This window comes from Botrimarina sp. (assembly GCF_040219535.1).
Taxonomy (GTDB): Bacteria; Planctomycetota; Planctomycetia; order Pirellulales; family Lacipirellulaceae; genus Botrimarina.
Genome location: NZ_JAVJSH010000003.1, coordinates 147,912 through 160,854 on the forward strand (window position 1 = coordinate 147,912; position 12,943 = coordinate 160,854).

Annotated in this window: 12 protein-coding genes; 3 read left to right on the plus strand and 9 right to left on the minus strand. The window is 69.6% G+C overall.

Annotated elements, in window-relative coordinates; all coding sequences use genetic code 11:
- The 6 genes from atpA to RIC11_RS01295 all read right to left on the minus strand — a co-directional run bounded on the left by atpA (position 1) and on the right by RIC11_RS01295 (position 4,918).
- Positions 1-1,545 carry a F0F1 ATP synthase subunit alpha gene (gene atpA, locus RIC11_RS01270; protein WP_350208009.1) on the minus strand — a complete coding sequence of 515 codons (1,545 nt, stop codon included), beginning with the start codon at positions 1,543-1,545 and terminating at the stop codon, positions 1-3.
- A gap of 109 nt (positions 1,546-1,654) precedes the next feature.
- Complete coding sequence (atpH, locus tag RIC11_RS01275) at positions 1,655-2,284, minus strand: ATP synthase F1 subunit delta (RefSeq protein ID WP_350208010.1); 630 nt, start codon at positions 2,282-2,284, stop codon at positions 1,655-1,657.
- Positions 2,285-2,350: 66 nt separating this feature from the next.
- Complete coding sequence (gene atpF / locus RIC11_RS01280) at positions 2,351-2,932, minus strand: F0F1 ATP synthase subunit B (RefSeq protein ID WP_350208011.1); 582 nt, start codon at positions 2,930-2,932, stop codon at positions 2,351-2,353.
- Between the two features lie 78 nt (positions 2,933-3,010).
- Positions 3,011-3,355 (minus strand): ATP synthase F0 subunit C, encoded by a 345-nt coding sequence (gene atpE / locus RIC11_RS01285; RefSeq protein ID WP_350208012.1) that lies wholly within the window; start codon positions 3,353-3,355, stop codon positions 3,011-3,013.
- A gap of 48 nt (positions 3,356-3,403) precedes the next feature.
- Positions 3,404-4,483: a F0F1 ATP synthase subunit A gene (gene atpB / locus RIC11_RS01290; protein WP_350208013.1), complete on the minus strand. Its 1,080-nt coding sequence runs from the start codon at positions 4,481-4,483 to the stop codon at positions 3,404-3,406.
- Between the two features lie 3 nt (positions 4,484-4,486).
- Positions 4,487-4,918: a hypothetical protein gene (locus RIC11_RS01295; protein ID WP_350208014.1), complete on the minus strand. Its 432-nt coding sequence runs from the start codon at positions 4,916-4,918 to the stop codon at positions 4,487-4,489.
- 545 nt (positions 4,919-5,463) lie between these two features.
- Here RIC11_RS01295 and RIC11_RS01300 point away from each other — a divergent pair.
- The 3 genes from RIC11_RS01300 to larE all read left to right on the plus strand — a co-directional run bounded on the left by RIC11_RS01300 (position 5,464) and on the right by larE (position 8,382).
- Positions 5,464-6,516: a DUF4912 domain-containing protein gene (locus tag RIC11_RS01300; protein WP_350208015.1), complete on the plus strand. Its 1,053-nt coding sequence runs from the start codon at positions 5,464-5,466 to the stop codon at positions 6,514-6,516.
- A 174-nt stretch (positions 6,517-6,690) separates the two neighbouring features.
- Positions 6,691-7,512 (plus strand): UvrB/UvrC motif-containing protein, encoded by an 822-nt coding sequence (locus tag RIC11_RS01305; RefSeq protein ID WP_350208016.1) that lies wholly within the window; start codon positions 6,691-6,693, stop codon positions 7,510-7,512.
- A gap of 9 nt (positions 7,513-7,521) precedes the next feature.
- Positions 7,522-8,382: an ATP-dependent sacrificial sulfur transferase LarE gene (gene larE / locus RIC11_RS01310; RefSeq protein WP_350208017.1), complete on the plus strand. Its 861-nt coding sequence runs from the start codon at positions 7,522-7,524 to the stop codon at positions 8,380-8,382.
- Between the two features lie 735 nt (positions 8,383-9,117).
- Here the strand turns inward: larE and RIC11_RS01315 are convergent.
- From RIC11_RS01315 to RIC11_RS01325, 3 genes are all read right to left on the minus strand, one after another.
- Positions 9,118-10,083, minus strand: coding sequence for a formylglycine-generating enzyme family protein (locus RIC11_RS01315; RefSeq protein ID WP_350208018.1), 966 nt, complete (start codon positions 10,081-10,083; stop codon positions 9,118-9,120).
- Between the two features lie 229 nt (positions 10,084-10,312).
- The gene (locus tag RIC11_RS01320) at positions 10,313-11,170 is read right to left on the minus strand and encodes a phytanoyl-CoA dioxygenase family protein (protein ID WP_350208019.1); all 858 of its coding nucleotides are present in this window, start codon (positions 11,168-11,170) and stop codon (positions 10,313-10,315) included.
- Positions 11,171-11,266: 96 nt separating this feature from the next.
- On the minus strand, positions 11,267-12,943 hold the full coding sequence (locus RIC11_RS01325) for an amidohydrolase (protein ID WP_350208020.1): 1,677 nt from the start codon (positions 12,941-12,943) through the stop codon (positions 11,267-11,269).

Genomic DNA, 12,943 nt, shown 5'->3' on the forward strand with positions numbered 1-12,943 from the left:
TCAGGCGGTCGTCATCGCCGCCTCGTTTTGCTTCGAAGGCGCCTTGAACTGCGCTTTGAAGTCGGCGATCGCGCCGTTGATCGTTTCGATCAGCTCGTCGGAGAGGTCCTTCTTCTCACGGATCTCTTTGCGGATCTCCGGCTTCTGGTCGTGCAGGAACGTCACGAACTGCTCTTCGAAGGCCGCGATGTCCTCCACGGCCACGTCGTCCAGGTGGCCGCGGGTGCCCGCGTAGATCAGCAGCACCTCGTCTTCGGTGGCGAGCGGGCTGTACTGGCCCTGCTTGAGCAGCTCGACCATCCGGTAACCGCGGTCGAGCTTCGACTGGGTGTCCGGGTCGAGCTCGGTGCCGAGCTGCGCGAAGGCCTCCAGCTCGCGGAAGGCCGCCAGGTCGAGCCGCAGGCCGCCGGACACCTTCTTCATCGCCTTGATCTGGGCCGAGCCGCCCACGCGGCTCACCGAGATGCCCGCGTTCATCGCCGGCTTCACGCCCGAGAAGAACAGGTCCGGTTGCAGGTAGATCTGGCCGTCGGTGATCGAGATGACGTTCGTCGGGATGTACGCGGAGACCTCGCCCTCGAGCGTCTCGATGATCGGCAGCGAGGTGATCGAGCCGCCCCCCAGCTCGTCGGAGAGCTTCGCCGATCGCTCCAGCAGGCGGCTGTGGCAGTAGAACACGTCGCCGGGGAACGCCTCGCGGCCCGGCGGGCGCCGCATGAGCAGCGACAGCTCGCGGTACGCGACCGCTTGCTTCGACAGGTCGTCGTACACGACCAGCGCGTGGCCGCCGTTGAACATGTACTCCTCGGCCATCGCCGTGCCGGAGTACGGCGCGATGTACTGCAGCGGGGCCGGGTCGCTGGCGCCGGCCACGATGACCGTGGTGTAGTCCATCGCGCCGGTGTCGCGGAGCTTCTCGACCACGCCGGCCACGGTCGACTCCTTCTGGCCGACCGCCACGTAGAAGCACTTCACGCCCGAGTCGCGTTGGTTGATGATCGCGTCGACGGCGATGGCGGTCTTGCCGGTCTTGCGGTCGCCGATGATCAGCTGGCGCTGGCCGCGGCCGATCGGGGTCATCGCGTCGATGGCCTTGATGCCGGTCTGCATCGGCTCGTGCACGGGCTGCCGCTCCGACACGCCGGCGGCGACCACCTCGACCGGGCGCCGCTTGCTGGTGTTGATCGGGCCCTTCCCGTCGAGCGGCTCGCCCAGCGGGCTGACCACGCGGCCCAGCAGCTCGTCGCCGACCGGAACGCTCAGCAGCTGGCCGGTCGACTTGACCTCCTCGCCCTCGGAGATCTTCAGGTAGTCGCCCAGGATGATGACGCCGACCGAGTTCTCCTCGAGGTTGAACGCCTGGCCCGTCACGCCGTTGGCGAACTCGACCATCTCGCCCCCCATCACGCCCGACAGGCCGTACACGCGGGCGATGCCGTCGCCGACCTCCAGCACGCGGCCGACCTCGCGCACGTCGAGCTGCGCGTCGTAGTTGGCGATCTCTTGCTGGATCACCGAAGCGATCTCGTCGCTGTTGAACTTCATCGCCGTTTCTCTTGGTCTTGTTTCGACAGGATTTGCAGGAGGAACAGGGATCAGCGAATGCGCGTCGGGCTCATCCCGATGATCCTGTCAGAGTTCTTTTAAGAGTTCTTCACTCCGCGAGCGTGAAACGCCGCGGGTTGGATTCGATCGCTAGGACGGTCTGCGCGACGATCGCGCGGTGGGCCTTGGCGAAGGCCGTGCGCACGGTGCCGTCGTACACGGTGTCGCCGACGCGGATCTCCAGGCCCCCCACCAGGTCGGGGTCGACCTCCACCCGCAGCACCGGCTCGGCGCCGGTCTTCTCGCGCACGGTCTGCTCGATCTGGGCGAGCAACGCGTCGTCGGCCGCGTGGGCCAGACGTACCCGCACCCGCACGCGGCCGTGCGCGTCGTCGAGCAGCTCGCGGGCCTCGCGGGCGACGAGCCGGATGACGTTCATCCGGTTGTGGGCCGAGAGGACCTTGAGGAAGTTGACCACGGTGGGCGACACGCGTCCGCCGAACACGCGGTCGATGATGCCGATTCGCACCGGGTGATCGACAAACGCCGACCGGAGCGTCTCGGCGAGCTTCGGGTGCTCCGCCAGAACCTCGCCGACGACCGCCTCGAGGTCCTCGACCGCCTGCGTGTCCGAGTCGCCCGCCGCGCCGAGGAGGGCCTCGGCGTAGGTCCGCGCGATCCGCTCGGCGGTCACGTCGAGCACCGTTTCGTGCTTCGGCTTTTCGGCGCCGGCTGCCATAGCGGGTCCCCGGGGGGCTCCCAGATTCGCGGAGGGCCAGTTGTAGGCCGTTCGGTTAGCGGCGGATCAGTTGGCCGACGGCTCGCTGTTGCCGAAGCGGCCGAGCGCCTCGCGGACGATCTCGCTCTGCCGCTCGGCGGTGATGTCTTGCTTCACCACCTTGCCGGCCAGGTCGATCGCCAGGCCCGCGGTTCGCTCGGCGAGCGTGCGGATGGCGGCGTCCTTGGCGTGGTCGATGTCGCGCATCGCCCGCTCGCGCTCGAGCTCGAACTCGTGCTTGGCGTCTTTCTTCGCCTCGGCGAGGGTCGCGTCGGCGTCGCGGCGGGCCTCTTCGAGCAGCCCGCGGACCTTGTCGGCCGTGGCGGCCAACTCGGCCTGGTGCTTGGCGAGCAGGGCCTTGGCCTCCTCGTGCTTCTCCTCGGCCGCACGCAGGTTGCCCTGGATGCCTTCCTCGCGGGCCCTCAGGCCCTCCATGATCGGCTTCCACGCGACCTTGGTAAGGATCGCGAGCATCAGCACGAAGACGCCGAGCGTCCACAGCGCGAGGTCCGGGTCGGTCGCCAGCGGGTCCGGCGCGCCCTCCGCGGCCGAGGCCGACGGAGCCGCGAGCGCCATCGGCGCGGCGAGCAAGATGCGTCGTAGGTACATCACCACTCCTGGTGGGACTGTCGGCGCGGCCCGGCGTGGCCGGCCGGGCTCGGCCGGCCACGCGGCGCTGCGACTTCTTTAGGCGATGATGAAGCCGAGCACGATCAACGCGAAGAACGCGGCGCCCTCGATCAGGGCCGCGGCGATGATCATGCCGGTCTGGATGTTGCCGGCCACCTCGGGCTGGCGGCTCATGCCCTCGACCGCCTGGCCGCCGATACGCCCGATGCCCAGGCCCGCGCCCAGGATCACGAGGCCGGCGCCGATGCCCAGGCCGATCCGGCCGTAGCCGAAGCTCTCCGCCTGGGTCATCGCGACCTGCTCGTCGAAGGTCAGCTCGCCGCCTTCCTCTTGCGCGGACGCGACCGCGGGCAGCGTCAGAACAGCCAACGCCAAGCAGGCGATACGAAGCAGGTTAGCCACGATTGATCTCCAACTTTGGTGAAGTGCGTCCTCGCACGCGCCGCGGGGTCAGTGCGGGTGCACGACCGAGCCGATGAACAGCGAGGACAAGAACACGAAGATGTAAGCCTGTAGGAAGGCGACAAACAGTTCCAAGAAGCTGATCGCGGTCGCGCCGATGACGCTGGCCGGGGCGACGCCCCACCAGATGACCGACGCGGCGGTGTAGCCGATGAATCCGATGATCACGGCCAGCACGATGTGCCCCGCGAGCATGTTCGCCAAGAGCCGCACCGCGAGCACGAAGTGCTTCACCAGCAGGCCGAACAGCTCGATCAGAAAGATCATCGGCACCAGGATCAGGGCGACCGGCTTGGGCAGGTCCATGTGCGGCACCTGGATCTCGAGGAAGCCGGCCAGGCCGTACTTCACGATGCCGATCGCGCAGACGGTTATAAACGTCAAGAAAGCCATCGTGCCGGTCACTGCCAGCGAGCCGGTCGGCGATCCCATCCACGGGATCATGCCGAACAGGTTGCAGCCCAGCACGAAGAAGAACAGCGTCCACAGGAACGGCAGGTAGTCGTCGGCGTCTTTCTCGCCGATGGTCGGCCGGGCGATCTCGTCGCGGATGAACACGAGGAACGCCTCGAGCAGGTTGGCCAGGCCCCCCTTGGCGGCGAAGCCGAGCTTGGTCTTCGACGCCAGCCAGCCGAACAGCAGGATACAGATGATCGCGACCAGCGCCTCGATGACCATGAACTTCGTCAGCACGAAGTCCATCGGCAGCAGCGACTTGTCGATGATCGCGTTGCCCGTCTTCAGCTCGACGACAGGCTCGTACTCGGCGTGGCCGTGGTGGGGCGCCGCGTCGTGGCCGCCGAGCAGGTGGCCCTCGTCGCTGTGGCCCTCGTCGCTGTGATCGTCGGCGGCGTGGTCGGATGCCGCGTGCGTGTCGGCCGTGTGCTCACCGGCCGTGTGCTCACCGGCCGCGTGCTCGACCGCCTTGGGCGTGGCGAACGGTTGCGGCAGGTACACGTGGCCGTCGGCGCCCTCCGGAGCGAACCACCGCGGCAGGTGGAAGTACGGCGCGTCCTGCACGTGCTCGAACAGCACGTCGGGGCTCAGCGGGTTCTTGCCTGCGGCCATGGCTCAACACACTCCTTCGCGACGGCAGGCGGCCAGCGGCCCGGCGCCCAACTCGCACGGCTGCTTCGCCAGACCCAAAGCAGTCAGCACCTCGCCGGCGATCAAACTCAGGTAGAGCGGCATCGCGATCGCAACCGCGACTTTCGGCGCCACGCCGAGGCCGTGCACGACAAAGAGCAAGGCCGCAACAGCGGCCGTCCCGCGGACCCCCATCGCGACGAGCAGTCGCTCGACCGGCGCCCTCAGCCCGGTCAGGCCCACCAGCGCGTCGCAGGCGAGGGCGATCGCCGCAGCGGCGACAACCGCTAGCGAAACGCCGATCGCCAAAACCTCACCGCCCCACGCCCAGCCGCCGACGATCATCGGCGCGGCGAGCAACCCGAGCGGAACGAGGCCGGTCAAGGTCGCCGAGCGGATACGCTGCGAAGGGATCATAGGACCCGCCGGCTGGCGGGTGGTCGGAACGAGGAATCGATCGGGAGAGCGGGCGCCAAGCGAGCCGGTCGAACAAGCGAGCCGGTCGAACAAGAGAGGTTCGAAAGCCGACCTGCTCGACGAGCCTGGCATGTCAGCGGCCCCCGGAGGGCGCCACGGCGACGGGCAGCAGCTCGCTTGAGCCGCATATCGTGGTCCCCGCCAGCAGGAGCGTCAACGGGCCCGGTGACCAATTCGTGCATTTTTTCACAAACTTTTCGGCCGTTCGTTCGTTCGGCGCAAACTGCTAGCCGAACTTGGCTTACGTCACCGGCGCCCGACGTGGCGGACGCGGCCATGCCGGCCCCGATACCCCACCACTGGCGGCACCCCGCCAACGACAGGGAAGCCAGACACGACGCCCCCGGCATCCCCGAGTCCGCAATTTGCCCAAAACCCACAGAGCGTTTATCCTAAACCGTTGACAGATTCCTCTTTATCCGCCTCGGCGCGACGCAAGGTGCGTCGCCCCCTCTGCGGACCTCTGGCCCGACAGTCTCGTCACGATGACGCCCGCCAAACTCCGCACCCACACGGCGAAAGACCTCGCCCAAATGGCCCGCCAACAGGGCATCGCCGGCTGGCACTCGATGCGCAAAAGCGAGTTGATCGCAGCGATTGCCGCGGCGCACCAGCGGGGCGCCGCCAGCGAATCCCGCTCGCCGGATGCCGAGATCCCCCGGCCCCGGCAGCAGCGGCCCACGGCCGCCCAGCGCCGCCTGGCCGAGCTGCAGACCCAGCGGCGCCGTTTGCAAGACATCGCCGACCCCAACGCCAAGCAAGACCGCCTGGTGCTGCTCGTCCGCGACCCTTACTGGCTGCAGCTCAATTGGGAAATCACCACCTCCGGCGTGGCCCGTGCTCGCACGGCCCTCGGCCAGCACTGGCACGGAGCCGAGCCGGTGCTCCGAATCGCCAAGACCGCGGCCGATGGCGGGACCCTCGCGGCGCGGCAGGTGAAGATCCACGGCGGGGTCGACCATTGGTACGTCGACGTGAGCGATCCCCCGTCGTGCTACCGGGCCGAGATCGGCTATGTCGACTCGCAGGGCCGCTTCTACTCGCTCGCCCGCAGCAACGAGGTCAAAACTCCCGAGCCCGGCCTCAGCGAGCAATCCGCCGACGGCTGGTCCGACGTGGCCCGCAACGCCGACCGCGTCTTCGCGCTGTCCGGCGGGTACTCCCACGAGGGGCCCAGCGCCGAGCTCCGCGAAGCCCTCGAAGAACGCCTGCGCCGGCCGCTGGGCCGACCGAGCGAGACCCGCATGATCAACGGTGCGGGGCTGGGCGGGGCCGATTCGCTGCAGGTCGAGCTCGACGCGGAGCTGCTGCTCCAAGGCCACGCCACGCCGCACACGCACCTGACCGTGCAGGGCGAGCCGGTCTCGGTGGGGCCCGACGGCTGCTTCGCGGTCAAGCTGCCCTTCCCCGACCGCCGACAAGTGATCCCGGTCGTCGCCAGCAGCGCCGACGGGCTCCACCAAAAGACGATCATCGTCGGCGTCGATCGCAATACCAAGTCGCTGGAGCCCCGCCGCCGCGAGTCGTCGGTCGGCTGAGCGCCGGTCGGCTGAGCATTGGCCGGCTGGGCGCCGCGCGAACGGGCTTCTGCGCGGTCGGCGCCGGCGTGCGAGGCTCGCCTCGCCCGTCCGATGGGGTAGGATCGATTGTCCAGAGGGCCTCGACGCGGGGCCCGCGCCGCCGTTCCGCCGCAGGCCCCCGCCCGGAAGCTCGTGTCGCTCGATATCACCGCAGCCCTCCGCGATTGGCAGTTCCGCCCCGACGACGTGACCGTTCGGGTCATCCGCGGCGACGACGGCCGGGAGAAGGTCCAGCTGCGGCTCGACCTGGGGCTGATGCAGATGGAGCTCGACGGCCGCCCCGACGGGCGAACCGTCCAGGGCCACGCCTCGTGGCTCGACCTGCACCGCCAGCGGCAACGCGAGCACGACGCCGCCAACCCCGACGCCCTCCCCTACCAGCTCGAAACCGAAGACTGCGCCGAGCTGCTCCGCGAAGGCGTGCAGTACTACCACCGCTACGTGAGCTTCTGGGCCCTCCAGCGGTACGAGGCCTGCGCCCGCGACACCGAGCGGAACCTGCGGCTGATCCTGTTCGTTCGCGATCACGCGCGGCTCGAGCGAGACCGGCTGCAGTTCGACCAATGGCGGCCCTACGTCGCGATGATGCACGCCAGGGCGGTGGCCACCCCGATGCTCGAGGCCGGGCTGCACGAGGCCGCGATCAAGGCCATCGACATCGGCATCCGACGGATCGAGCGGTTCCTCGACGACTACGACCGCCAGGACCAAGCCGACCAGGTCAACGAGCTCAGCTTCCTCAAGCGCTGGCGCCGCGAGGCGGCCGCCAAGGCCGAGCGACGCTTGCCCCGGCCGGCCGGCGCGGATCCGGAGCCCGAGCCGGAGCCGGAAGACCCCGTCGGGGCGATCCGCCAGCGGCTCGACGACGCCGTCGCCGAAGAGCGGTACGAAGAAGCCGCCGACCTGCGCGACGAGCTCCGCCGCCTCGAGAACCCGCCACCCCCGTCGGCGTAGGATTGCCCCATGCCCGAGCCCCTCGCCAACCCGGCCGAACTGGCCGACCGCCTGACCGCCGCGATCCGGCCGCTGGGCTCTTGCGCGGTCGCGTTCTCGGCCGGCGTCGACAGCTCGGTGGTGGCCCGGGCCGCACGCATCGCGCTGGGAGACCGGGCCGTGGCCGTGATCGGCGTGGGAGCCGCGTTGCCCGACGGGGAGCTCGAAGCAGCCCGCCGGGTGGCCGCCGCGATCGGCATCGAGCTGATCGAAGAGCCGACCGAAGAGATCCTCGACCCCCAGTACCAAGCCAACGCCCCCAACCGCTGCTACCACTGCAAGACCGAGCTGTACACCCACGTCCGCCGCGTGGCCGACCGCCGCGGAGTAGAGGCCCTGCTCAACGGCGCCAACGCCGACGACCGCGGCGACCACCGCCCCGGCATGCAGGCGGCCAACGAGCACGGCGTGCGGAGCCCCCTGCTGGAGTGCGGCTTGGGCAAGCAGCAGGTGCGCGAGCTGGCCCGCCACTGGCGGCTCGAGGTCTGGGACAAGCCGGCCGCGCCGTGCCTGGCCAGCCGCATCGCGTACGGCGTCCAGGTCACGCCGGAGCGGCTCGTGATGGTCGACCGGGCCGAGCAGCGCCTCCGCGAGCTCGGCCTGCGCGAGCTCCGCGTCCGCCTGCACGACGGGCCGCTCGCGCGGATCGAGGTCCCCGCCGACGCGATCCCCCTGTTGGCCTCGGCCGACGTGCGCGAGCCGCTGCTGCGCGACCTGCGCGAGCTCGGCTTCAAACGCGTCACGCTCGACCTGGCCGGCTTCGAATCGGGCAACCTCAACACGCTCGTGCCGGTCGAGTCGCTCACCGCCCCGACGGCGCCGCGGGCCTGAAGCGGCGCCGGATTGCTCTCTGCGTGTGCGTGTGCCGTTCGCTTTTTTCGTTACGGACAAACGCGACACGCGCTTTTTCGCTGTGTCACGCTTGGAGGGCCCGAAACGGCACTTAAGCCGTTGCCCTCAGACGCTTTAGCGATCCGTTACACGCGGCGACGACCTGTAACGAAACACGTGCGAAGTCGTTTGGCTGTCACCATTTCGGGTTTCGTTACCGTTGGCGCGGGGCGGGGCTGGATCGGCCGTTTGCCGCGATGAGTCGCGGCGGGCAAATCCGGCCATTCTCCCAGACCGCGGCAGGCGTTCGCCCCTATTGGCCAGCCGCAGTGCGAAGAACCGGCGACTCGTGTCGCGACCCAATCGGCAACAAAAAAGGGCCCAACCTGCCAAAGACCAACCCGCCAAAGCCCCGCCAGGGGCGAAAGCGCGTAGCCAGGAGCGCCAGCCCCTGGACACGCGGGTCCAACCCGCCAAAAGCCCCGGCAGGGGCGACAGCGGCGATCGGCACACGGCCTAGGCCAGCACGCTGCCGCCCCTGCCGGGGCTTGGATCGTGGGGACCGCACCACGACCAGGGGCTGGCGCCCCTGGCTACGCGCTGTCGCCCCTGCCGGGGCTGACTGAACTACCTCACTCGCCGAGCCGCGGGCACGGCGCGTTTCGCGGCGAACCACAGCCGACTGCCGGGGCGTGCACCTGCTAAACGCCGGGGGCACGGCCTTCGGTTCTGCCCTCAGCTACGCGCCGCCCCGTGTCTGCGCCGAACACGTCGCCACAGGCAACAGAGAACAGATGCCGACAAGACGCCTGTGCTCGGCTCGGGCACTCTCACCACTCGGAACCCAGCGTTTACCGGAAAGGCGGCGGCAGTGCCGGCTACACGAATGAATGACGCCATGTTCTCGGGAGTGATCGATACGCTAGAGCTTCCTCCACGAACGATTCGACGTGCTCCTGCATCGTCATTCAACAAACCTACCGCGGTTTCGTTCCACTCAAAAACGTTCCCCCCCTGACCGACCGTCCCGAACGGACTCGGCCCGCCCGCGAGCGTCACGTCGGCGGGGCCTGTTGGCTGATCCCACACCGCTGTGCCGGGATCGACGCCCGAGGCGACTGGAACGGGCGGCGTGTCGCTGCCGGTCGGGTAGTCCCAGTAGGCGTCGATCGCCGGGTCGTAGTAGGCCGCCTTGTACCACTCATCGGCGGTCGGCAAGGCGTACAGCGTTCGGGCGTTCCGGTACGGATTCGCTGGGTTGTATCCGGGGTCTCCCGGCTCCCAGTTGAGAAAGTCGCCGGCCTCGTTGAACTTGTAAGCCGGCGGCGAGCCCGCCTCGGCGTTTAGCCAGTTGACGAACCGCGCGATCTGGAACCAGCTCAGCCCGACCATCGGCTTCTGCGGGCCAAGGTCGACGCGCATCGGCAGGTTGAGCGGCTCGCCGTCCAGCGCGCTCTGCGCGTTCGCCTTTCGGATAGCTTCCTGGGGAACCTCAAACTTCCCGATCTGGTACGAGTAATCGACCCGGCCTGCCGGGTTCGGATCGCCCGTTGTGTCGGCGGCGTTGCCGGGGCTGCCGATCTCGACAAACGGGATCTCGAATCGATTCTCTCCGCGCCCGAAGAATTCGGCGTGCGCGAGGGGCGAGAGCAGCACGCCCGCCAAAGAGAGGACGCTTCCGCGTACTAGCCACGTCTTCACGACATCACTCCTCTTGTTGCCCCAGTCCCACCCGCATCCTACACGGGCAAGGTTCCGATGCCCTCACAAAAGAGACCGTCGATGATCAGCGGTTCTTCGCCCGACCCCCTGAGTCGGGCCGGCGACGGGGGCAGCGAAGCGAAACTTCGGTGGAACAACTACCGGGGCGCCCACCTGCTAAACGCCGGGGGGCGGCGCGGGCCGTTCTGTCTGCAACGGCCTTCGGAAGCTACTCCGCGCGGCTCAGCAGCGGGAAGAACCGCCCGCCGAGGGGCTCGCCCTTCGGGACCGGGTCGACCCCTTCTAGCAGCGGCTCGTCTTGGTCGCTACGCACGCCGTCGCGGACCACGTTCAGCACGATCGCGCGGCGCGGGTGGGGGCTGCGGTTCTGGTAGCTGCCGTGGACCGTCAGCGGGTGGTGGAAGCTGGCCTCGCCCGCGCGGACCTCGCAGGGGACCGGGTCGAACGCTTCGCGTTGCTCGGGCGTGAGGACCTGGAGGATGGCGTCCATGTCGTTGGCCAGGTCGGTCCGCGGCAAGAGGGGCCACCGGTGCGACGCGGGCACGTAGTGCACGCAGCCGTTGTGGATCGTCGAGTCGTCCAAGCCGATCCAGCAGGTGAGGTGCTGCATCGGCACGGTGCGGGTCCAGTACGAGTAGTCTTGGTGCCAAGCGACCACGCCGCCGTGGCCTGCCGGCTTGCAGAAGAGCTGGTCGTGCCAGAAGCGGACCGGCCCGCCGAGCAGCCGCTCGGCCGCGGCCACGAAGCGCGGGCTCCAGAGGATGTCGTGTAGCGCCGGCCGCAGCCGCCACGCGCCCAGCGCGTGGAAGAGGACCTGGTCCGGGTTGTCGGCCTCGTTGCTGTGGTGCTCGTACCAGAGGTCGCGGCCGTCGTGGTCCGGGTCGAGCAGCCCGTCGACCTCGCGGCGCAACGCGTCGACTTGCTCATCGTCGAGCAGACGCACGCCACCCACGTAGCCCTCGCGCTCGTACTGGGCGGTCTGGTCGCCGGTGAGCACGTCGGTGGCCCGGTCCCCCGAGAACAGTTCGGTGATCGGTCCGTGGCGATGAGAGAGGTCTTCGGCCATGAGAAGCTCGTCAGATTCCTGAGCCGCAGGGCGCTAGCCTCGGGCGGCGGTGCGATGGGGATCGCGTAAATCGAATAGCGGTTCGGTTGCGGGTCGTTATTCGGCGGCGGCGGCGTCGTACGCGACGCGGCCTCCGACGATCGTCGTGCGGACGGCCGCCTCCGGCAAGCGCTGGGCGTCGTCGGCGAGCCAGTCGACGTTGCTCACCACCAGGTCGGCCGCCGCGCCGGGCCGCAACACGCCGAGGCGGCTCTCTTCGAAGAGCGCGTGGGCGGCGCCGGTCGTGTAAGCGTGGAGGGCCTCTTCGGGCGTGATCTTCTCCTCGGGGACCCACCCGTCGGGGTTCACCCCGTCGAGCGTGCGGCGGTACACGGCCGCTCGGACCCCTTCGAGGACCGACGCGGGGGCCACAAACCAGTCGCTGCCGAAAGCGAGCCGCGCGCCGGAGTCGAGCAGCGATCGGAACGCGTAAGTGGTGCGGCAACGCTCTGCGCCGATGACCCCCTCGGCCCAGCGGCCGTCGTCGATAGCGTGGTACGGCTGCACGCTCGGGATCACGCCGAGGCCGGCGAAGCGGGGCAGGTCGTCGGGGTGCAGGTGCTGGGCGTGCTCGATGCGGAAGCGGCGGTCGCGGGGGCCGTTCTCGGTCGCGACGCGCTCGTAGATGTCTAGCAGCAGGCGGTTCGCGCGATCGCCGATAGCGTGCACGCGGATCACGAGGCCGGCCGCGTCGGCGCCCTTGATCCACGCGTAGAGGTCGTCCTCGCTGTTAACGAGCAGGCCGCGGTCGGTCGGCTGGTCGGTGAACGGCTCGAGCATCGCCGCGGTGTGCGATCCGAGCGAGCCATCGACGAAGCCCTTCAGGCCGCCCAGCCGGACCCAACCGTCGCCCGGCCCGGCGCGCTCGATCTCGGCCAGCAGCAGTTCCCAGCCGGACAGCGGCGTGCTGGCGTGCACGCGCACGCGGAGCCGGCCCGACTGGCGCGCGGAGCGGAGCAGCCGGGCCTGGTCGAGCGTGCCCATGTGGCAGACCGTGGTGACGCCGTTGGCGAGCAGGTACTCGACCGCCGCGTCGAGCGCCGCCAGGCGCTCGCTGGCCGACTCGTCGGGCACGACCCGCTCGACGAGCGCCATCGCGTTGTCGCGCAGCAGGCCGGTCAGCCGGCCAGAGTCGTCGCGCTCGATCGCGCCGCCCGCCGGCGCGGCGACGTCCTCTTCGACGCCGGCCCGCTCCAGCGCGAGGGTGTTGGCCAGGGCCATGTGGCCGTCGAGGCGGTTGATCCAGACCGGGTTGCGGGGCGTGGCCTCGTCGATCCACGCGCGGTCGGGCAGCTCGCCGCCCCACAGGGTGTGGTCCCAGTCGCCGCCGAGGATCCACTCGCCCGGCTCGCGCGTGGCCGCGTGCTCGCGCAGGCGCTCGACGAACACCGCGCGGGAGTCGGCGTCGCGGAGCTGCACGCTGCGGAGGTTCGCGCCGCCCTGGAACAGGTGCACGTGCGAGTCGATCCAGCCGGGGGTGACGAGGCCGCCGGCGGCGTCGACGACGTCGGTCGCCTCGTCGGCGAGCTTCTCGACCTCCGCGCGCGGCCCGACGGCGACGACCTGTTCGCCCCGCGCGGCGACGGCCTCCGCCCAGGGCCGGGCCGGGTCGCCGGTCCAGACCCGCCCGCCGACGACGAGCAGCGTGGCGGGCTCGGCCCCCATGGAAGCGGCGCCGGCGACTACGGCGGCCGCACCTAAGAGGATCGCAAGCGATCGGAGAGCTAGCGGCAT

What these genes read in the sequence shown, in the direction of transcription:
- atpA (WP_350208009.1), bottom strand. Translation starts at nt 1,545, where the DNA reads ATGAAGTTCAACAGCGACGAGATCGCTTCGGTGATCCAGCAAGAGATC.
- atpH (WP_350208010.1), bottom strand. Translation starts at nt 2,284, where the DNA reads ATGGCAGCCGGCGCCGAAAAGCCGAAGCACGAAACGGTGCTCGACGTG.
- atpF (WP_350208011.1), bottom strand. Translation starts at nt 2,932, where the DNA reads ATGTACCTACGACGCATCTTGCTCGCCGCGCCGATGGCGCTCGCGGCT.
- atpB (WP_350208013.1), bottom strand. Translation starts at nt 4,483, where the DNA reads ATGGCCGCAGGCAAGAACCCGCTGAGCCCCGACGTGCTGTTCGAGCAC.
- RIC11_RS01295 (WP_350208014.1), bottom strand. Translation starts at nt 4,918, where the DNA reads ATGATCCCTTCGCAGCGTATCCGCTCGGCGACCTTGACCGGCCTCGTT.
- RIC11_RS01300 (WP_350208015.1), top strand. Translation starts at nt 5,464, where the DNA reads ATGACGCCCGCCAAACTCCGCACCCACACGGCGAAAGACCTCGCCCAA.
- larE (WP_350208017.1), top strand. Translation starts at nt 7,522, where the DNA reads ATGCCCGAGCCCCTCGCCAACCCGGCCGAACTGGCCGACCGCCTGACC.
- RIC11_RS01320 (WP_350208019.1), bottom strand. Translation starts at nt 11,170, where the DNA reads ATGGCCGAAGACCTCTCTCATCGCCACGGACCGATCACCGAACTGTTC.
- RIC11_RS01325 (WP_350208020.1), bottom strand. Translation starts at nt 12,943, where the DNA reads ATGCCGCTAGCTCTCCGATCGCTTGCGATCCTCTTAGGTGCGGCCGCC.